This is a genomic window from Mesorhizobium sp. CNPSo 4689 (assembly GCF_057784325.1).
This window is the reverse complement of sequence record NZ_JBWLUZ010000001.1, coordinates 245,565-264,782: the sequence shown is the minus strand read 5'-3', so window position 1 is coordinate 264,782 and position 19,218 is coordinate 245,565. Positions and strand designations below refer to the sequence as shown.

Below are 19,218 nucleotides of genomic sequence, written 5' to 3'. Positions count from 1 at the left end.
CCCCCTTGACGCCCGAAACGATGTTCACCGGCCGTCCGCCTCGCTAACTGTCGGCCTTTCGAAAATACGCCGGCTGAGATCGGCGGATGCCGCCCAGCCGGCCTCGGCCAGATAGCGGACCGGCTCGCGGCCGCACAATTCCCATAACACGGTGCGCCGCTGCGGCCAGCGCAAGGACGACAGCCAGGGCGCGATCACCATGTGGAACAGGTCGGCATTTTCTATGCGCGACAGGATGCGGGTGGCGCGCTCCGACAGGAGCATGTCCGAGCCGCCAAGAAGCACGTCGGCGGCCCTGAGGCCAAGCAGCAGCGTGCCCGCCAGGCCCTGCCCGGCCGCATAGGCGAGCACGCTCTGCTGTTCCGCTTCGCTCAGCAGGCTGGTGCTGGCTCTGATGTCGCAGACATAGCCGGCGCAGGGCTCGCGATTGAAGAAGGCCTTGGCGACGCTGATGCAGGACAAGAGCAGCGTGTCGGAGGCCGAGGTGAACGGCACCCTGGCGCCGGCGATCTCGACCTCGCGTTTGCGGCGCAGGAACCCGTCCGTATCGCGCGGGCTCGGTGATCCCGGCTGCTGCAGGCGGTAGTGAAGATCGACCGTGGACTGTTTCAATCCGCCGCCGCGGAGCATGTGCTGCTCCCCAAGGAAACGCAGCCACCAGACCGAGCGGGACTTGCCGGCGACCTCATAGCCGATCGAGCGCAGCGCCTCGCGTGCTTTGAAAAAGCCGCCCGGCGAGACCAGCAGGTCGACATCTCCCGAAGGCTTCATGAAATGGTCGCCATAGAGCAGCTGCTGCTGGAACGGCCCCTTCAGGAAGACGAAGTCGATCTGCCTGTCGCGCAGCACCTGGTGAATGGCCATCGAGTCCATCATGCAGGACGAGTTCATCGAAACCGTCCGCCTGCGATAGGTGTCGAGCCAGGCACGCAGTTCGGGCGGCGCTTGTGTTGCCGGCGCGCGCGACAAGGCCTTGAGCACGAAGGTCGCAACCTTGTTCAGCCTGACGATGTCGGCGACGCTGGCGAGCGAGATGGCCGCCCCAGGCGCCTCGCCCGCGGCAGCAGCCGGTCCGGAAGCGAAGAACAGCCTCAGGCAGGCTTGCACGTAGGCAACTTCATCGGCGCAGTCCGCGGCGCGCAGCCTTTCGTAAGAACCTTCCTGCACGGCCATTCCTGACAATGTCTCCGCAAAAATTCCGGTCGGCGCCTTATATTGCAACTGCGAAGCAAAGCATCGCCAAAATCGCTTCCGCCGTCTAGTTTTTCCTTAGGCGTCCCGTTTTGATGCAACCGCAACGTTTAACTGCGACATGCGAGCATGGTCGAGCGGAACTCCGATCGAGAGCCGAACCAAGGCCGCTATGAACGCCAAATCGGGCGATTTGCGAACAAATTTCTTCGTGCTTATAAAGCGGGCATTTGAGTCAAAAAATTTATCCTAATCAAATCAGATGCTTAATTCGGCGTCACTGGCGCGTCGTTGAATTCCGCTATCAGGCGTGACTAGGATGCGATTGCCGAAGGTTTGATCACAGGCAGAGCCAAGCGCAACCGGCAATTGATTAACAGTTGGTAAATCAGGCTTGACTCACATATGACGCCATGCAGCTATTGCATTGCAGCATTGTAAGTGCTGACGGCACTCGACAGGCCGTTTCCAGTCCATATTGGAGAGTAAAATGGAACAGAATGTTGAAAAGCATGAGTACGAAACGCCTAGCCTGACGGTCCACGGTTCGATCGAGACCATCACGCAAGGCGGCGGCGGCTCGACGGCGCTCGACGCGTCGTTCCCCGCGCATACGCCGATCGGCGAACTCACGTTCTCCTGAGCTTGATTTCGTCCCGGAGTGCGACGTTGGGGCTCCGGGCGTAAACGATAAGGGAGGCCGGGGGGCGTTAGTCTCCCGGCTTTCCAACCGGTCCCGAACATGACGAAGCGTAGCGTATTGTAAACAGAGGTTTTAGGATGAACTGGAACCCATCGGACCGCGACTGCGTGAGTGCGACCAATGATGCCGTGGCCTGCGAATTCGGCAACGGGCTGGCGCTGCTCAATTTGAAATCCAACATCTATTACAGCCTGAACAGCGTCGGCGCCTATATCTGGGATCTGATCCAGGAGCCGCGGCCGATCGCGGATATCCGCAGCGCGGTGCTCACGCGCTACGACGTCGATCCCGAGCGTTGCAAGGCCGACGTCGACGGGTTGTTGAAAGGCCTGGCCGAGGCAGGGCTTGCGAGGCTCCACCATGAGGAACTTGTCTAGGGTTCTCTCCTTGAGTGGCTCGGAGATGCTGTTTCTGGCGCACTGCCTGCTGGTGGTCGCGGCGGTGCGGCTGGGATTGACGCTGTTTTCGTACAACCGCCTTCGCCGCATGGTGACGCAGCTCGATGCGCCTCACGAGGCCGGCATCGGCGACCTGAGGCGCGTCGCCTGGGGCGTTGCCGCCGCGGCCCGTCTCGTTCCCTATGCAAGCTGCCTCACCCAGGCGATCTCCGGCCAATATATTCTCGCCCGCCAGGGCAACGCCTCGAAAATCCGCATTGGCATCGAGCGGGATACGGGCACGCAATTGAAGGCGCATGCCTGGCTGATTAGCGGCAACCATATTGTCCTTGGCGGTTCCATCAACGGATTCGCCCATCTTGTCGATCACGGCCAGTAGCCAATGAGCGGCATCGCCGGAATTCTGCCCAGGCAGCAAGGCAGGCCGTCCGCCGCAGCCGACATCCAGCAAATGCTGGCGCGCATGCATCATCGCGCCCGTGATGGCTGTTCGTGGTGGATGGACACGACCACAACCCTTGGTGCAACCCTTGGCCATGCTTGGCTGAACACAACGGATGAAGCCGGCCCCGGCCCCCTGACCATGGCCGGCGGCAAGCTTGCCGTCACCGCGGACTGCCGGCTGGACAATCGCGAGGAATTGCTGGCCAGGCTCGGCATCAGGGACTCTTCGCTTGCCGACGGCTCGCTGCTGATGCGCGCCTATCTGCGCTGGGGCGAGGCATGCCCGACCCATCTGCAAGGCGACTTCGCCTTCGCCATCTGGGACAGCGAGCGCCAAGTCCTGTTTTGCGCGCGCGACCATTTCGGGGTGAAACCCTTCTACTATCATGCGGATGACCAGCGTTTTATCTTCGCCTCGGAGATCGGTCCCATCCTCGGCGTGAGCGGCGCCGGCGCGCGCCTCAGCGAGCATCAGATTTCAGGGTTTCTAGCCGGGCTGCCCGACGATCCGCAGTCGACGCCCTATACCGACATGTTCCGCCTGCCGGCCCGCCACAGCCTGACGGTGAGCGACCGCCAAGTGGTGCTGCGCCGCTATTGGCAGATCGAGCCGTCGCCGAGACCGATGCGGTCCGATGCGGCGGAGGAGTTTCGTCACCTGTTCTCGCAATCGGTCCGCAACCGCATGCGAGGGACGCCGGCGGTCGGCGCGATGCTCAGCGGAGGCCTCGATTCTTCCGCGATCACCTGCGTGGCGGGCCTGCAGAACGCCATGGCGCGAAAGCCCAGATTACCGACCTTTTCGCTGATCTTCGAACGGGGTTCCTCGATGGACGAGAGGCCTTTCATCGACGCGGTAATCGGCCAGCAGAAGGTTGACGGCACGCTGATTGCCGTCGGCAATTATGCGCCGTTCGCCGAGTTCGAACGCATCCTCGAAGAACAGGAGGGGACGTTCCTGGCGCCCGGCCTGTCGCTGACGCGCGGTATCTACAGGGAGGCTGGCGCGAAAGGCATGAAGGTGCTGCTGGACGGCCATGGCGGCGACGAAGTCGTCTCGCAAGGCCATGGCCATCTGCACGAGCTTGCCAATGCCGGCAAATGGATGGAGCTGTGGCGGGAAATCCGCAGCGCCTCGAACACCTATGGCGACAGCATGCTGGGCCTGTACTACCAGTTCCTGACCCTCTACGGGCCGGCATGGCGCATCGCAAAACTCGGGCACACGGCACGCCGCATCCTGGGCAGGGTTCGCAGCAGGCCGGCCGCACCGCGCGGCCCGAGCTGGCGCCATCTGGTCAATCCGGAGCTTGCCAGGCGGACCGACCTCGTCGACCGCTTCCACCGGGCCGGACACATGCCGTCCACGGTGAGCGCCAGTGAAGCGCTTAGCCATCGCTGGATCCTGTCGAACGGGATTGTGCCGCACGCCTTCGAGGTCCTCGACAAGGCCGCCGCCAATTTCGGCGTGGAGCCGCGCTATCCGTTTTGGGACAAGCCGCTGGTCCAGTTCTGCCTGGCGCTGCCGGGCGAAGAGAAATTGCACAACGGCTTTGGCCGCCATGTGCTGCGCCGGGCCATGGAAGGGATCCTGCCGCCGTCAGTCCAATGGCGGCGCGACAAGATCGATTTCAAGTCCAACCTCGTCCACGGCATGCTCGGCAACCACCGCGATCTTGTCGACAAGGTTCTGGTATCGGATGCGGACCGCATCGCGCCCTATGTCAACCTGCCCGAGGTGAGCGCGGCCTATGCGCGGATCCTGCGGCAGCCGGATGAGGCGACCCTGCCCGATGTCCAATGTGTCTGGCGCTCGATCGCGCTTTCTCTCTGGTTACGGCAAGTTCAACTGCGTGGGAGCCAAGCATGACGAGATCGAACACGTCGCTCGCGGCCGACCCCGGGCATGCTCGGTTGCGTGTCGAAGGCACTCCTGCCAGAGAGCGCCGCTTCTACAAGGCCTATGGCCTGACGATCAGCTCGGAACTGGCCTTGCCCGAGCTCGAGCCGACGGCGCCCGCCGCGGCCGACATCGTGATCGCCGTCGGTCCGATCGACTATCCAAAACCCTCGCTCGAGGCCGGAACCGCTTTCCGTTTCGAGCCAAGGCAACAATATCTGGCATGGCAGGCGGTCGGCGCCTTCCTGATCAGCGACGCCTGCCGGATCATTGTCGATCCGGCGCCCGGGATAGACGACCAGCTGATCGCCTTTCCGCTGCTCGGGCCGGTCATGGCGCTGCTTTTGCACCAGCGCGGCCTGCTCATCCTGCATGCCAGCGCGATTGCGGTCGGCGGCAGGAGCGCGATCTTCATGGGCGACAAGGGCGCCGGCAAATCGACGACGGCCGGAGCGATGATCAGCGCCGGGCACGGATTGCTGACCGACGACGTCGTGGCGCTCGACCTGTCCAGCCCGGACGAGCCAATGATCGTTCCGGGCTTTCCGCAGCTGAAGCTGGCGGCCGACGCCGCGGCCGCCATCCCGATCCGGCAAGCGAAGGTGCGCCCACAGGTGCATCCGGCGATCGACAAGGCACAGCATCGCCTGCATGGCGGATTTTCGCCGGACAAGGTTCCGGTGACGAGGCTCTACATTCTCGAGCGCGGTGAAAAGGCGGCGATATCGCCGCTGCCCGAGATAGCGGCGCTGTCGGCCGTCATCAAATTCTCCTACGTGACACGCTTCGGCCGGCCGGCCCTGGTCGGCGATTTCGCCATCCGGCACCTTCGCCATTGCGCCGGGTTGGCGGGCCGTATCGGCGTGTGCCGCCTCGAAGTGCCGACAGGCCTTGGCCGGATCGGCGAGGCCGTGGCCCTCATCGAGAAGGACCTGGCGTCCGACGATCGTGCGCGGTGAGCAGATCCATGCCGGCATCATCCGTCCTTCGCTTGTCGCTGTTTCGGGAAATCGCCGGATTTGCCGGCGTCATCGCCAGGATCGGCGGGCGGCGGACCTGGACGGCCTTGCTCTTCCTGATCCTGGGAAGCCTGACTGAAGGCATCTCGATCCTGCTTCTCATCCCCTTGCTGCAACTGGTGGGGCGTTCCGAGCAGAATTTCGCGGTCAGACTGCCGGGTAACGACCTCGTGCGCTGGCTGGTGCCTGACGGGACGCTGCAGCTGACGACGGTGCTTTGCGCGCTGGTCGGGCTTGTCGCGCTGCAGGCGGCCTTCAACCGCTTCAAGTCCGTCTACATGGCCAGGCTTCTGTTCGATTTCATCAACCGTCTGCGCATGAATCTGTTCGAGAGCATCGGCAAGGCGCGCTGGGGCATTTTCTCACGCATGCGCAGTTCCGATCTCGACCACGCGCTGACCGGCGACATAGACCGCGTGCAGGCAGCGGCTTTCGCGCTACTTATGCTGGCGCAGATCGGTGTGCTGCTGGCGGGCTATCTCGTCATATCGCTTTTCATCTCGCCGGTGATGACAGGCCTCGCCATCGTGATCGGCGTGCTGATGTTCGTCGCGCTGCAGCCTTTTCGCACCCGCGCCACGGCGTTCGGCCGGGTGGTGACGACCAATCGCCAGGATCAATACCGCACGGTCTCGGAGTTCCTGGGCGGCATCAAGGTGGCCAAGAGCCTGAATGTCGAGGCGAGCTATTTCGCGCAGCTGCAGACGACCCTCGAAAAGATGAAGGCCGACAACATCAGCTATGTGCGCAACTCAACGATCGGCACCGCCTTGTTCCAGGTGGCGAGCGTCGTCGGGCTCAGCCTGTTCATCTATATCGCGCTAGTTCGCTTCAACCTGTCGCTGGCCGAAATCGTGGTGCTGTTGCTGGTTTTCATGCGCATCGCGCCGCGCTTCATGGACATGCAGACCCAGGCGCAGCAGGTTTTGATCAATCTGCCTGCCTATGCCTCGATGCGCGACCTGCAGACGCGCTTCGACGCGGAGCGCGAATTCGACGCGGAGCGCGAACCGGCAAGCAGTGAATCCGTTGAAGGCGCCAGGCTGGCGCTCGATACAGGGCTCAACATACGTGATGTTTCGTTCGCCTATGGTGACGTTTCCCCAGCACTCAGGGATGGCGAAGGGGGCGGCAGACCGGTGGTGAGCGGCATCACCTTCGGCCTTCCCGCCGGCAAGGTCACCGCCCTCATCGGTCCTTCGGGATCGGGCAAGAGCACGATTGCCGACATGCTGCTTGGCCTGCTCGAACCGACGCAAGGCAAGATCCTCGCCGACGGCGTCGAGATCGGAGCGCAAAACCGCCGACGCTGGCGCGACCAGGTGGCCTATGTGCCGCAGGACGTGTTCCTGCTGCACGATACGATCGCCGCGAATTTGCGTCTTGCCGCGCCGCAGGCCGGCGACGACGAACTGTGGGCGGCGCTGCGGGCGGCGCACGCCGCCGACTTCGTCGAACGGCTCGAGCATCGGCTGGATACGGTGGTCGGCGATCGCGGCGTCCGGCTCTCGGGCGGCGAACGCCAACGCATTGCACTGGCGCGCGCGCTGTTGCGCAAGCCGTCGCTTCTCATCCTCGATGAGGCGACCAGCGCGCTCGACTGGCAGAACCAGTCGCTGATCGCCAAGTCGATCGATGGGCTGCGCGGCCGGATGACCATCCTGACCATTGCGCACCGGCCGTCGATGATCGCCTTCGCCGACTGGGTCGTGGCAATCGAGAATGGCCGCATCGTCGAGGTCGGCCATTATCAGCGGTTGAAGCAGAAATCCGGCAGCCGGTTGTCACGGATGCTGTCAGGCGAACAGGCCGAGAGACAGACCGCCGACGTTCGCTGAGGACTATTTGGCCACGGCGCAGCGAAGCAAGAATCAGTGAATGCTTCGCCTGGCGCTGAATTTCTCGTTCTTGGCCGTCTGGTCCAGGCCCAGGTTTCTTTCGGCTTCGCGTGCCTTTTCGGCTGGCGTCGGGGCGCTCCTGGCGACCATGACGAAGACCAGCAGAAAGTAGCCAAGCTGAATGATGACGGCGCAAGCGATGGCACGCAGCAGCGTCATGCCCAGCGAAGCGCCATCGAAATACGACCACGCGACCACGATCGCGATGGCGAAAACCATTCCTATGATGAATTTTTGTAGTGACATGCCCGTCGTCCCGTCAACCGACGCGAGCATGCAAAAGCGACGACTTACCCACCCGAGTATCTCCCCATGCGCCACGCGAGCTTATTCTTATGCCCACTTTCGACCGGTTGCTTCCAGCCTTTCCAACCTATCCAAACTCTAACAGGAACAATTTGCGACTCTATTAAGGTGGGAAACTGTCGGCAAGGCCAACCGCAAATAATTTTGAGCGGGTCGACGGGATCGACTCTGCCATGCTGCGACGCACACGCAGGCACCATAGCGATTAGGAGGAAGTGAATTCTACTTCAGTAAAAGCTACAATGTTAATTAGTATTTTATGCGAACAACTCAGGTCATCCAGCGAATCTTAAGCAATTTAACGCCCCACGCTCTGCGACGAAGAACGATTCGCCCAAAATCGGCCCCAAAAAAGCACTACATTTTCAGCACTTGCTCACAAATTGTCACAAACGTGCCACAAAGGCGAATTTTTGGGCAGAGCGCGTTTATTATTTAGTCAATTCATGACGTGACTATTTCACCGTGATGGGAAATTGTGTGTTGCGCTGCAGCATTTTTTTGATATCGTGCCGTAAACCATTCGTTCAACGTATGGAGCTTTAAGCATGAGGGACGTCGCCAAGTCGGCCAATGCGGGGTTTTCGCAGGTCGGCATTGATTTTCCGCCACCCATCGGCGGCCTGCTCAAACGCAGTTTCGATATTGTCGGCTCACTGGTCGGCCTGGTTCTTCTCAGCCCGCTGTTCGTGATGGTGGCCCTTCTGGTCAAGCTGTCGGACGGCGGCACGATCTTCTATGGCCACAAGCGCATCGGTCGCGGCGGCCGGGTGTTCCCCTGCCTCAAGTTCCGCACCATGGTTCCGGACGGCGAGCGCGTGCTGGCTGCTTACCTTGCCGCCAATCCGGAGGCGAATGCCGAATGGATCGCGACGCGTAAGCTGAAGAACGACCCGCGCGTCACCCGCGTCGGCGCAGTGCTGAGGAAGCTCAGCCTCGATGAATTGCCGCAGATCATCAACATCCTGCAGGGTGACATGAGCCTCGTCGGACCGCGGCCCGTCGTGCGCGACGAACTGGAGATCTACGGCAGCGCCGCCGTCTACTATCTGAAGTCGCGCCCAGGCCTGACCGGGCTGTGGCAGGTCAGCGGCCGCAACGACGTATCTTATGACACCCGCGTGGCGTTCGATCGCCACTATGTCGAGAACTGGTCGTTGTTCGAGGACGTTCGTATCATCGTCAAGACCGTGCCTGCGGTGTGGATGTCGCGCGGCTCCTACTAGAGCTAGTCTCGCACGGCCGGTCTTGCATTGAGGCGGCCGCCTTCGGCCAGCAGCGAACCCATCGGGCGGTGGGGGCAAAGCGGATCGGAAACGTTCAGTTGAAAACAGACATCGTCGGACTTCTTCGCAGCAATCTGTCCATATCCACGGCGCCGGTACGGCTCATCGCAGCCTGCCTGGCGCTCTCGCTTTCGGTCCCGGCCATGGCCGGCGACTACCAGCTCGGACCGCAGGACAAGCTCAACATCCGCATCGCGGAATGGCAGACCGTCGAAGGCACGTTCCGTGACTGGTCGGCGGTCAACGGAGACTATTCGGTCGGCCCCGGCGGAACGCTCTCTGTGCCTTTCGCAGGCGAATTGCCCGCCGCCGGCAAGACCACCGCCGAGATCGCAGCGACGATCAGCCAAGCCCTGCAGCGTAAGTTGGCGCTTGCGGACAAGCCGGAAGCATCCGTGGAAATGGTGCAGTTCCGGCCGTTCTACATTTCGGGCGAAGTGCAGTCGCCTGGTCAGTTTCCCTACGTGCCCGAACTGACGGTGCTCAAGGCGATCAGCGTTGCCGGCGGCATAAGGCGCACTTCCGATCTCGGTGCCCAGCTCGGCAAGGACCTGGTCACAGCCAAGGGCAATTTTGACATTTACGACGACCAGCGGGTTCGGCTGGTGGTCAAACGCGCCCGCATCGATGCCGATCTGGTCGGCAAGACTAGCTTCGACGTGCCGAAGGAGGTCGAGGGCGATCCGCGGTTGCAGGCCATCGTTGCCGACGAGATGACAATCCTCACCTCCGACCAGAAAGCGCTGAAGCTGAAGCTGCAGGCGCTCGACGAGTTGAAGAGCGTTTTGCAGTCCGAAATCGAATCGCTGCAGCAGAAGATCGTGAACCAGCAGAAGCAGGTCGATCTGGCGCAGAAGCAGCTCAGCAACATCGGCCCGCTGGCTCAAAAGGGTTTGGTCGCCAATTCGCGATTGCTGGATTCACAGCAATCCGTCGCCGACCTGCAAGGCAAGATCCTGGACTACGAAACGGCCATTCTCACCGCCAAGCAGTCGATCAGCAAGGCGACGCAGGATGCCATCGATGCCCAAAACACCTTGAGCTCGAAGCTCGCCGCCGACCGGCAGCAGACCGAAGCCGATCTGAACGAGGCTGCGCTCAGGGTGGGCATGCAAAAAGGCCTGATGGCCCAGGCAACGGATCCGGCAACGACGGCTGCCATCACAAGCGGCGAAGAACCGGCCCTCCTCTATTCGCTGGTGCGCGTTGTCGACGGCAAGACGAGCGAGATCGCCGCCAAGGAGGACACACCGGTGCTGCCGGGGGACGTGATCAAGGTCAAGCTGGCGCCGATGGCCAGCCAGTAGGCATGACAATGGTCAGCCTGTAGGCCTGACAATCGTCAGCCAGTAGGTAAACGGCCCGGCGTCATCGACGCCGGCCGGCAGGAGTTGAGAAGGCAGCTCAAGTGCCGCCCAGCCGGGCGCAGGAGAGCCGCTGTAGACGTCGCGCAGCGATCCGCTGATGAAGGCCCATAATGCAGCCGGCACCCCGTCACGTGTACCTCAATCTCGACGCAATGCGCGGCGTGGCGGCGATCAGCGTCATGCTCTACCACTTCTCGCCATTCATCTCCGACGGCAAGGTGCTGCCTTCGAGCTACCTTGCGGTCGACCTGTTCTTCCTGCTCAGCGGCTTCGTCATTGCACACGCCTATGACAGGAAGATCGAAACCGGGATGAGCGTCGGCAGCTTCCTGCTGATCCGGCTGATCCGCCTCTACCCGCTCTACCTTGCCGGCACGCTGCTCGGCTTTTTCTATCTGGTGATCAAGAACAGGCTGATTCCGGCCGAGTATCTGCCGGTCTCCGACATTGCCGTCATGCTGACGACGGGCATGCTGTTCATTCCGCTGGTCGGCGATGCCTATCACACCATCTTTCCGCTCAATCCCGCCTCCTGGTCGCTGTTTTTCGAGCTGCTGGTGAACATTGCCTATGTGCTCTTGTTCTTCGTGCTGTCGAAAAGGGCGCTGGTGGTGCTGATCGCCGGCAGCCTGGCGTTGCTGATCCTTGCTGCGGTGCTGGCCGGCACGCTCGATTTCGGCATGACCGGACAGACCATCGCCAGCGGCCTGCCGCGCGTCACCTTCTCGTTCTTTCTGGGCGTGCTGCTTTGCCGGTCGATGGGGAGCATCCAAAGGAGTCTCGGGTTCCTGCAGAAAGGCTACTGGGTCGAGATGGCGATGATCCTGACACTGGTGGTCTTTGCCATCGCGCCGGCAGGCGCCGGCCGCGCGCCCTACGATCTCATCTGCGTCGTGCTGTTGTTTCCGCTCTTGGTCACGGTTGGCGCCGTAGCGCCGACCCGTCCAGGCCTTGCCAGGCTCTATGGCTGGCTCGGACGGATCTCCTACCCGATCTACATCATCCACACGCCGATGCTGATGATCATCGCGGGAGCGGGCAAGGCCGTCTCCATCGATCCGTTCGCCAACCATCCCTGGTTCGGCATCGTCATGGCGCTTGCCGTGATCGTCATCGCCGACATCGCAACCCGCCTCTATGACGAGCCGGTGCGGCGGTTCCTGCAGCGGCAGATGCAGCGTTCTCGCGCCATCGCCTGAGCGTCGGCCCTGCCGCTTAGAGCGGTTCGGCTTTTGATGGACCCGACGACCCACTCTAAGTATTTGTTTTCACACAATTCCGGACGGAAAACCGCTCCGCACTTTTCCTGGAATTGCTCTAACCTATTGCGTGGGTTCCGCTGCTTGCGGTTTTCGCTTCCTGGATGGCGATCCGCGACCGCTGCGGCCGCACCACCGGCACTTCGCGCAGCTTGAACAGTCCGTAGTAGACGACGAACGAGGCGGTGAAGTAGGGGCCGAGGATTTCGACCTCGAAGAAGGAGCGGAGCAGCATGAGGCCGACCGCGCCGGCGAGGACGACCGAATCGGCGCGCCAGTCGCGGAAGATCACGGACGATACGTGTCCATAGAAGGCGCGCAGGATGACCAGCGCAATCAGCGTCACCCCGACAAAGCCGAGCTCAACCAGCGTCTCGATATAGGTGTTGTGGAAGTGGAAGCCGGTGCGCGTCGTGATGTAGAACTCGGCCCACAACCGTTCGGCCTCGGCGAAACCCTGCACCCAATAGGCGGCATAGCCATAGCCGAGGACCGGGAATTGCTGGGCGGCCTCCCAGCCCTGTTCCCACAGATAGGTTCGCCCAGTGAGCGTCGAATCCTTGCCGAAGATGCCGAGCACGAAATCCATAAGGCCAAGATTGAGCGCCGCCATGATCGCCCCGACCAGCGTGCAGGCGCCGACCGCGAACAGCACCCGCCTGTAGCGGCGTGACAGCACCTTGCTCACGCCAAGCAGGATGACGACCGCCAGCCCCGCCGGCAGCGACGCCACCGAGGTGGCGGAATGGGCGATGGCCAGCATGTAAAGCGACAGCAGGCCGATCGGCGCCGTCCAGACCAGGCTTGGCCAGCCGCGCCGGTAAAAGATGACAAAGACGAAGCAGAGATAGATGCCGAACGAAGCGAAGAAGCCGACCTGGTTTTTGGAGCCGAAGGCCCCGACGAAATTGGTGGTCCCGTCGATGGTGTCGAGCGCATAGGCGCCGACATGCAGCGAATAGAGCAGGACGAAGAAAATTCCGATCAGGGAACCCACCACCAATGTGCGAACACTGACCGTGCGCGCGGCAACATAGGCGCAGAGGACATGCGAGAAATACTGAAGCGACGCCCTCGCGGTCGTGCCGGGCGCATGCGACCAGAAAACCGAGAAGCAGACATAGGCGACAAACAGCAGCGGCAGCCAGGCGTCGGAGAGATGCCGCAAAAACCGCCGGTAGTCGACAAGGATGAGCGGAAGCCAGACCGCGTAGTAGGCGAGGATGAGAACCTGGCCGAAATTGGTCGAGTAGGCGAAGGCAAAGATCGAAACGGCGACGGCGAAGGTGCCGTAGACGACACTCTTCTCCGGATCGATCAACAAGGATTTTGGAATCTTCATATCGCTAACGGATCTCTCATCCATTGAGCCTTCACGGCTGGGCCTGCCAGAGGCTGGTCCGAGGCCCGATCCTGGGCGTCTATTGTGCAGTGCAATATAACCTACCGTTCAATCGCGCCTCACTCAATGACAAATGTTGTCGCGGGCAAACGGCAAGGACCTGCGCATTGTCATGCAACAGGTGAATGGCGTTAATGCGGCGCGTTCGTCTCATAAGGCCGGACCGGGTCGGGGGCGGCGAGCCGGAGCTACCACAGAGCACCGCCGGTGATCTGGATGTTTTCCATGGTGATGCCCCTGGCCGCGTCCGAGCACAGGAAGACGGCAAGCCCCGCGATCTCTTCCGGCTGCAGCATACGCTGTTGCGGGTTGCCGCGCGCGATTTCGGCGATGGCTTCCTCCGGCGTACGGCCCTTGCCTTCACGCTCGACGACTTGCGCAACGTTGCGGCGCATCAGTTCGGTCTCCACCCAGGTCGGGCTGATCATGACGCAAGTGACGCCATGCGGGGCGCCTTCCAGCGCCACGCAGCGGGTCAGGCCGAGCAGGCCGGCCTTCGAGGCGCAATAGGCCGGATTGTCCTTCCAGCCGACGGAGGCCGCGGTCGAGCCGATGTTGACGATACGGCCCCAGCCGCGCCCGATCATGCCGGGCAGCACGGCACGGGTGACGCGGAAGGCACCGGTGAGGTTGGTGTCGACAATCTTGTCCCAGAGTTCGTCGGAATGGCCGCAGACCGGCTGCTCGGCTGTGGTGCCGGCGGCATTGACGAGGATATCGGCCGGCCCGATCGCGGCCTCCGCCTCGGCCGCGAAGCGATTGCTGAGATCGCTGTCGCGCACGTCGAGATGCGCAGCGTGGACTTTCGTGCCATGCGCCGCCAGAGCCGCGCGCACCCGTTCGATCTCGTCGGCGCCCGGATAGTAGGCGGCGTCGGTCCTGCCCGAGCCCGGCGCGGCCACATAGGAGCCGACGGCCACGTTGGCCCCGGCCTGTGCCAGCGCCGTGGCGATGGCAAAACCCATGCCGGAAAAACCGCCGGTGACGATGGCGGCGCGGCCCGAGAGATTGGTCATCGAACAGGTTCTCCGCAATCACACCGCAAGGCAGCCGCCATCGACCATCATTCCGGAGCCGGTGGCGAACTTCGATCCATCCAAGGCCCGGCAACCGGCCCGGTCAAGGCTGTAGCGGCTTGCCAAGCCAATCGCGGTAGAAGCCTTCCAGGTCAGGCTCGAAATCATGCACGATCGGATAGCCGGGTGCGGCGGCCTCGACCTCGTGCAGCGTGCCGCACTGCGGGCAGATGAACTCGCGGATCTCCATCCACGCGGGATCGGGAAGATCGCTGTTGGGATAGATCTCACGCACCGTCTCTTCGGTATCGCGCACGATGATCGCAGCCTTGAGCTTCCAGTTCTTGCGGTAGTCGCCGAAGGAATGGCCGCATTCGCATCGCGTTATCCGCTCTTCGCCGCTCTGGCAGATGAAGAGATGATCGCTAACCGGCAACAGGATCGGATCCTTCCAGGCGACGCGATCCTGATGGACGGCGACGATCTTGAAGAAGCGGTCATCGTCCTTGTAGGCGCTCATGATGCGCCGTGTCTGCGGCCAGGGCAGCTGACCGCTAGCCAGATCGCGGATGATTTCCTTGCTGTATGAGGTCATGGCTTTGCTCCCGCCGTGAAGATCGATCTGGCGTCGACGTTCCAGAAATCACTGAAATCTTTGGTGAAGCGCGGCGACAGTTTGATTGCGCTGGCATACATTTTCCTCACCTCCGGGGCGAAGTCGGCCTTCTCGACGCGGCCGCGCTCGGCGGCGATCCAGTCCGATACCGGGATCGCTTTGGCCAGGCGCTCCTTACGCATGGCGGCGCGGCGTTTGGCGGTCGCGTCGACATCGACGACCGGATAGCCCTCGGCATCGTCCTTGAGCACGATGCCGAAAACCTGGTCCGCCGCCTCGCGGGTGAGAAAGCCGTTTTCGACATCCCATGCCGTCTTGATCGGGTCGCGCTCCAGCACGTCGCCATAACCGCCGCCGCCATTGTAGGAATGGCTGAAGATATCGCCTTCCTTGTGCGGGGCGGTGATGTAAGGGCCTTCGATCACGACATGGTCGCCGCCGATGTTCCTCTCGTAATCCGAGACGTGCGGATCGGTGCCCGGCGCATGCGCCAGCGGTTCGCCTTTGGCTGCCAGTTCGTGAATGTTGGAGTTGCGCACGGCGCGATGCTTCTGGCAGGTCGGCGCAGGATAGCCGCCGCACATGCCGCCATTGTCGAACACGCGCGAGGAGTGCTCCGACGTGTGCAACCTGAGATGCGAGGTCTTGTTGATCAGCCAGGTCGAGATGAACGAGCAGCCGCCGCGATATTTGCCGGCGCCGCCCGAGTTGGGAACGATCGAGCGGCCGATATAGACCATCGGCATCGACTGTTCCCAGACCTCGATGTTGCCCATGTCGGATTCCGGGTTCCAGCCGACATAGGCGGTGTCGAGCCCGTCCTTGATGGCCAGCGCGCCGGAGCCGGCGGCGGCGCATTCGAAATGTGCCATGCCGAACGGCGTGCCGTACTGGCTCTCGCCACCCATTTCGATCATCGGGCTGTTGACCTGGCCGACAAAGGCCTCCTCGACATAGCCGCGCGCCACGAAGCTGCGCGACAGCAGCCGCTGGAACACGCCGTAGGCCGGCAGCAGCAGCGCCCATGATGTCGCCGTCGCCACCATCTCGTTGTCGGGATTGGTCCAGGTGCCATGCGGCAATTTCAGCTCGGTCGCCATCCAGGCACCGTCATTGACCAGGCCTTCGAAATTCATGTGCTGGGTCAGCGTCACGAACATGCCGCCATCCATGCCGGCCGGCGTGCAGTTCATCGAATGGTAGCCCCAGGGCTGGGTGCCCTCGAAGTCCATGGTGATCTTGCCGTCGGTGCCGATCTCCATCTCGATCGGGATGTTGTAGAGCCAGTCGGGATCGCCGAGCGGCTGGAAGCCGGGCTTGCCGGCGTTGACGTGGCCATAGAAGGTGTGGCCGCGATAGATGCCGGGCACGGTGAGCTGGCGCGTGCGGGCGAGCTGGGCGCGACGGCCCTCCTCGATGAACTCCTTCGACACCTTCATCCAGTAGTCGAGGCCAATTTCCGAAATCAGCTGCTTGACGCTTTCGCGCATGTCGATGCACGAGGCGACTTTGGCCTTCTCGTCCAGCACCCAGTAGATCGGCATGCGCAGATTGCGCTCGCAGCGGATGACATAGTCGCGGCGGATCTCGTCGTTCTCACCGATCTTCTCGGCGCAGACAAACAGGCCTTCGGTGAAGCGCTCCTGCGCCAGGCAGACGTCGCCGCCGGGCGTAATGCCACCGGCCTCCAGCTCGTGGCAGACAGCACCGGCCCAGCCGACCAACGTGCCTTCATGGAAGATCGGCACCACGTCCATCACGTCAGGCACCTGCACGGTGCCGATGAATGCATCGTTGTTGGCGAAGATGTCGCCTTCGCGGATGCGCGGATTGTCCTCGTAGCCGTTTTTGATCATCCATTTGATGAAGCGGCTCATCGTGTGGACGTGCACCATGATGCCGTTGGACAGCGCGATGGCGTCGCCCTCGGGGGTATAGATCGCCACCACCATCTCGCCGACCTCGCGCACGCCGGGCGAAGCCGAAATGCGGCGGGCCATTTCACGCGCCGAGACGCAATAGGCGCGCAGCTTGGTGTGCAGCGTCTCGAATTTCAGCGGGTCCTGGTTGCGCAGCGACAGCTCGGTGATGCCGTCATAGCAGCCGGTCTCTTCCATCAGCCGCTCGGAATCGAGCAGCCTTTCGCGAAGCCGCAGGGCCGAGGCAGGTTTGTCCAACATGGCGGTCGCCCTCTCAAGCATGGGAATAGTGAAGCAGCGTCCATTCATCGACGAAGACACGGTCTTGCAGATGAACGACGAGCGTGGTGGCAGGATGTTCGATAATGGCCGGGCCGATCACTTCATGGCCGGGCTGAAGCAGGTCCATCTCGTAGAGATTGGCCTTGTGCCAGCGCCCGGCGATATAGGCCTCGCGCACACCCTTATGGGCGGAGGCGGGATTGGAGGCGCCGAGCGGCCGCTTCAGCAGCACCGGCTTGACCTTGTCGGCGGTAGCGATGAGCCCGAGTTCAGTGATGGTGAAGCCCGCCTCGCCATAGCGCGAAACGCGATGGTTGACCTTGGCGTAGACCGCCTCGAACTCGTCGAGAACCTTGCGCATATCGTCGGCCGAATTGACCTCGGCAAGCGGTGCCATGACTTCGACGTCTTCGAGCTGGCCAGTGTAGCGCATCATCAGGAACGGCACGGTTTTGATCTTCTCGCGCGCATGGCCGTCGGCGATCATCTCGTCGACTGCCGCCTTGGTCAGATCGTTCCAGACCGTGGTGACCTTGGCGCCAAAGCCCGCAAGCGTCGCTTCGTCGGCGCGCGAGGGGATGTCATGCTGCGTCGACACCGAATGGCGGCGCATGAAATCGGCGGTGGTGCAGCCGAAAGCGGAGAAGGCGGCGGCGAACTGGAAGGTGATAATGTCCTTGAAGCCGATGCCGCGCGAACAGCCGGCAAGGTGCAATGGGCCCGAACCGCCATACGACAGCAGCGTGAACTCCGACGGGTGGATGCCCTGGCCGGAGATGACGCGCCGCAGCGCGTTGTTGGCGTCGGCCTCCAGCATGTCGATCATGCCCTCGGCCGCCTCCTCGACGCCGACGCCGAGCACGCGGGCGCATTTCTCCTCGAAGGCTTGCCGAGCCTTGTCGACCTGCAGCACGACCTTGCCGCCGAGGAAATAATGCGGGTTCAGCCGGCCAAGGATAGCGTCGCAATCGGCGATGGTCGGTTCGGTGCCGCCACGGTCGAAGCAGATCGGTCCGGGATCGGAGCCGGCGCTTTCCGGTCCGAGCGAAACTTTCTTGGTCAACGGGTCGACCTTCAGGATCATGCCGGCGCCGGCGCCGATCGTATCGAGATGCAGCGTCGGCACGTTGAGCTTGAAGCGGTCCATCAACGGCTCGTTCTCGATCCGCGTCTGGCCGCGGGTGATAACGCCCATGTCGAAGGAGGTGCCGCCCATGTCCGAGCAGATCAGCGAATCGTTGCCGATCAGCTTGCCGACATAGGCCGCACCCAGGATGCCGCCGATCGGGCCGGAGATCATCGTTTCGTGCAAGCGCGGATGGTTGATCGAGGTCAGCCCGCCGAAAGAAAGCAGCGTCTGCACGCCATATTTGAAGCCGTACTTTTTCGAGACATCCTCGATGCCCTTGAGCTGCTTGCGGCCGCGCGAAGTGGCGTAGGCCTCGATCAGCACCGAGTTCAAGCGCGACTGCTCGCGGATGACCGGACGCACCTCGTGGCTGGTGTAGACGAGGATGTCGGCGCCGGCGGCGGTGATCTCGTCGCGGCAGATCTCGGCGATGCGCTTCTCGTGCGCCGGATTGACGTGCGAGAAGATGGTCATGATGCAGATCGCTTCGACCTTGTCGGCGATCAGCTTTTTCGCGGCGGCGGAAACCTCATGCGCGTAGAGCGGCAGCACGATGTCACCGAACTGGTCGATGCGCTCGGTGACACCGTGCGTGCGGCGGCGCGGCACCAGCGGATCGGGATGATGATGGGTCACCGCATGCAGCCGGTCTGCATAGGAATAGTCGGCCCAGGCCTGCAGGCCGCGACCCATGAGGATCATGTCCTCCAGGCCCTTGGTGGTGATCAGGCCGAGTCGGCGGCCGGTGCGCGACAAAAGCGTATTGAGCATGCCGGTGCCGGAATAGAGCACGACGTTGACGCCGGAGAACAACGCTTCCAGCGAGATGCCCCAGGCATCGGCGGCGTCTTCCGCCGACGCCAGGAAACCCTCGGCTTCGTTCTTCGGCGTCGTCGCCGACTTGCCGATCTTGAAGTGGCCGTCCTGATCGACAAGGATCGTATCGGTCATGGTGCCGCCGGCGTCGATACCGATCACGATTGGATTGCCGACGATGGGGCCGGCGGGATTTGGCTGGGTCACGGTCGCCTTCCAGGATCTGCTTGAGGTGACGCAAGCTAGATTCGAGGGGCGGCCTTGCGC

Annotated in this window: 16 protein-coding genes; 9 read left to right on the top strand and 7 right to left on the bottom strand. The window is 62.4% G+C overall.

Annotated features, from left to right (window positions below):
* Window positions 1-24: 24 nt before the first annotated feature.
* Window positions 25-1,173: a nucleotidyltransferase family protein gene (locus tag AC04SI_RS01220; RefSeq protein ID WP_404275021.1), complete on the bottom strand. Its 1,149-nt coding sequence runs from the start codon at window positions 1,171-1,173 to the stop codon at window positions 25-27.
* Between the two features lie 508 nt (window positions 1,174-1,681).
* On the opposite strand from AC04SI_RS01220, the gene AC04SI_RS01215 reads away from it, so the two are divergent.
* The 6 genes from AC04SI_RS01215 to AC04SI_RS01190 all read left to right on the top strand — a co-directional run bounded on the left by AC04SI_RS01215 (window position 1,682) and on the right by AC04SI_RS01190 (window position 7,493).
* Entirely contained in the window at window positions 1,682-1,834 is a 153-nt protein-coding gene (locus AC04SI_RS01215) for a lasso peptide (RefSeq protein ID WP_006205257.1), read from the top strand.
* A 167-nt stretch (window positions 1,835-2,001) separates the two neighbouring features.
* Window positions 2,002-2,271 carry a PqqD family protein gene (locus tag AC04SI_RS01210; RefSeq protein ID WP_404275019.1) on the top strand — a complete coding sequence of 90 codons (270 nt, stop codon included), beginning with the start codon at window positions 2,002-2,004 and terminating at the stop codon, window positions 2,269-2,271.
* Window positions 2,272-2,281: 10 nt separating this feature from the next.
* The gene (locus AC04SI_RS01205; protein ID WP_488473811.1) at window positions 2,282-2,671 is read left to right on the top strand and encodes a lasso peptide biosynthesis B2 protein; all 390 of its coding nucleotides are present in this window, start codon (window positions 2,282-2,284) and stop codon (window positions 2,669-2,671) included.
* A 3-nt stretch (window positions 2,672-2,674) separates the two neighbouring features.
* A complete protein-coding gene (locus AC04SI_RS01200) occupies window positions 2,675-4,606 on the top strand; it encodes a lasso peptide isopeptide bond-forming cyclase (RefSeq protein ID WP_404275015.1) in 1,932 nt (643 codons plus the stop codon).
* On the top strand, window positions 4,603-5,595 hold the full coding sequence (locus AC04SI_RS01195; protein ID WP_488473810.1) for a phosphoenolpyruvate carboxykinase (ATP): 993 nt from the start codon (window positions 4,603-4,605) through the stop codon (window positions 5,593-5,595). Before AC04SI_RS01200 ends, AC04SI_RS01195 begins: the two co-directional genes overlap by 4 nt.
* Window positions 5,596-5,603: 8 nt before the next feature.
* Window positions 5,604-7,493 carry an ABC transporter ATP-binding protein gene (locus AC04SI_RS01190; RefSeq protein ID WP_488473809.1) on the top strand — a complete coding sequence of 630 codons (1,890 nt, stop codon included), beginning with the start codon at window positions 5,604-5,606 and terminating at the stop codon, window positions 7,491-7,493.
* A 33-nt stretch (window positions 7,494-7,526) separates the two neighbouring features.
* On the opposite strand, the gene AC04SI_RS01185 is transcribed toward AC04SI_RS01190, so the two are convergent.
* A complete protein-coding gene (locus tag AC04SI_RS01185) occupies window positions 7,527-7,799 on the bottom strand; it encodes an exopolysaccharide production repressor protein (RefSeq protein ID WP_404275010.1) in 273 nt (90 codons plus the stop codon).
* Window positions 7,800-8,407: 608 nt separating this feature from the next.
* Here AC04SI_RS01185 and AC04SI_RS01180 point away from each other — a divergent pair.
* The 3 genes from AC04SI_RS01180 (at window position 8,408) to AC04SI_RS01170 (ending at window position 11,711) form a co-directional block, all read left to right on the top strand.
* A complete protein-coding gene (locus tag AC04SI_RS01180) occupies window positions 8,408-9,085 on the top strand; it encodes a sugar transferase (protein WP_404275008.1) in 678 nt (225 codons plus the stop codon).
* Window positions 9,086-9,288: 203 nt separating this feature from the next.
* Window positions 9,289-10,452 (top strand): polysaccharide biosynthesis/export family protein, encoded by a 1,164-nt coding sequence (locus AC04SI_RS01175; RefSeq protein WP_404275358.1) that lies wholly within the window; start codon window positions 9,289-9,291, stop codon window positions 10,450-10,452.
* 170 nt (window positions 10,453-10,622) lie between these two features.
* Window positions 10,623-11,711 carry an acyltransferase family protein gene (locus tag AC04SI_RS01170; protein ID WP_404275006.1) on the top strand — a complete coding sequence of 363 codons (1,089 nt, stop codon included), beginning with the start codon at window positions 10,623-10,625 and terminating at the stop codon, window positions 11,709-11,711.
* Window positions 11,712-11,829: 118 nt separating this feature from the next.
* Here the strand turns inward: AC04SI_RS01170 and AC04SI_RS01165 are convergent, their stop codons facing one another.
* From AC04SI_RS01165 to AC04SI_RS01145, 5 genes are all read right to left on the bottom strand, one after another.
* Window positions 11,830-13,113 carry an O-antigen ligase family protein gene (locus tag AC04SI_RS01165; protein ID WP_404275004.1) on the bottom strand — a complete coding sequence of 428 codons (1,284 nt, stop codon included), beginning with the start codon at window positions 13,111-13,113 and terminating at the stop codon, window positions 11,830-11,832.
* 248 nt (window positions 13,114-13,361) lie between these two features.
* Window positions 13,362-14,189: an SDR family NAD(P)-dependent oxidoreductase gene (locus AC04SI_RS01160; protein WP_404275002.1), complete on the bottom strand. Its 828-nt coding sequence runs from the start codon at window positions 14,187-14,189 to the stop codon at window positions 13,362-13,364.
* A gap of 103 nt (window positions 14,190-14,292) precedes the next feature.
* The gene (locus tag AC04SI_RS01155; protein WP_488473808.1) at window positions 14,293-14,784 is read right to left on the bottom strand and encodes an acetone carboxylase subunit gamma; all 492 of its coding nucleotides are present in this window, start codon (window positions 14,782-14,784) and stop codon (window positions 14,293-14,295) included.
* Window positions 14,781-16,985, bottom strand: a complete 2,205-nt coding sequence (locus AC04SI_RS01150; RefSeq protein ID WP_404274998.1) for a hydantoinase B/oxoprolinase family protein — start codon at window positions 16,983-16,985, stop codon at window positions 14,781-14,783. The genes AC04SI_RS01155 and AC04SI_RS01150 overlap by 4 nt, the downstream gene beginning before the upstream one ends.
* Window positions 16,986-16,998: 13 nt before the next feature.
* Entirely contained in the window at window positions 16,999-19,158 is a 2,160-nt protein-coding gene (locus AC04SI_RS01145) for a hydantoinase/oxoprolinase family protein (RefSeq protein WP_404274997.1), read from the bottom strand.
* Window positions 19,159-19,218: the final 60 nt, after the last annotated feature.

What these genes read in the sequence shown, in the direction of transcription:
- AC04SI_RS01180 (WP_404275008.1), top strand. Translation starts at nt 8,408, where the DNA reads ATGAGGGACGTCGCCAAGTCGGCCAATGCGGGGTTTTCGCAGGTCGGC.
- AC04SI_RS01175 (WP_404275358.1), top strand. Translation starts at nt 9,289, where the DNA reads ATGGCCGGCGACTACCAGCTCGGACCGCAGGACAAGCTCAACATCCGC.
- AC04SI_RS01215 (WP_006205257.1), top strand. Translation starts at nt 1,682, where the DNA reads ATGGAACAGAATGTTGAAAAGCATGAGTACGAAACGCCTAGCCTGACG.
- AC04SI_RS01170 (WP_404275006.1), top strand. Translation starts at nt 10,623, where the DNA reads ATGCAGCCGGCACCCCGTCACGTGTACCTCAATCTCGACGCAATGCGC.
- AC04SI_RS01200 (WP_404275015.1), top strand. Translation starts at nt 2,675, where the DNA reads ATGAGCGGCATCGCCGGAATTCTGCCCAGGCAGCAAGGCAGGCCGTCC.
- AC04SI_RS01165 (WP_404275004.1), bottom strand. Translation starts at nt 13,113, where the DNA reads ATGAAGATTCCAAAATCCTTGTTGATCGATCCGGAGAAGAGTGTCGTC.
- AC04SI_RS01160 (WP_404275002.1), bottom strand. Translation starts at nt 14,189, where the DNA reads ATGACCAATCTCTCGGGCCGCGCCGCCATCGTCACCGGCGGTTTTTCC.
- AC04SI_RS01185 (WP_404275010.1), bottom strand. Translation starts at nt 7,799, where the DNA reads ATGTCACTACAAAAATTCATCATAGGAATGGTTTTCGCCATCGCGATC.
- AC04SI_RS01150 (WP_404274998.1), bottom strand. Translation starts at nt 16,985, where the DNA reads ATGTTGGACAAACCTGCCTCGGCCCTGCGGCTTCGCGAAAGGCTGCTC.
- AC04SI_RS01190 (WP_488473809.1), top strand. Translation starts at nt 5,604, where the DNA reads ATGCCGGCATCATCCGTCCTTCGCTTGTCGCTGTTTCGGGAAATCGCC.
- AC04SI_RS01195 (WP_488473810.1), top strand. Translation starts at nt 4,603, where the DNA reads ATGACGAGATCGAACACGTCGCTCGCGGCCGACCCCGGGCATGCTCGG.
- AC04SI_RS01155 (WP_488473808.1), bottom strand. Translation starts at nt 14,784, where the DNA reads ATGACCTCATACAGCAAGGAAATCATCCGCGATCTGGCTAGCGGTCAG.
- AC04SI_RS01220 (WP_404275021.1), bottom strand. Translation starts at nt 1,173, where the DNA reads ATGGCCGTGCAGGAAGGTTCTTACGAAAGGCTGCGCGCCGCGGACTGC.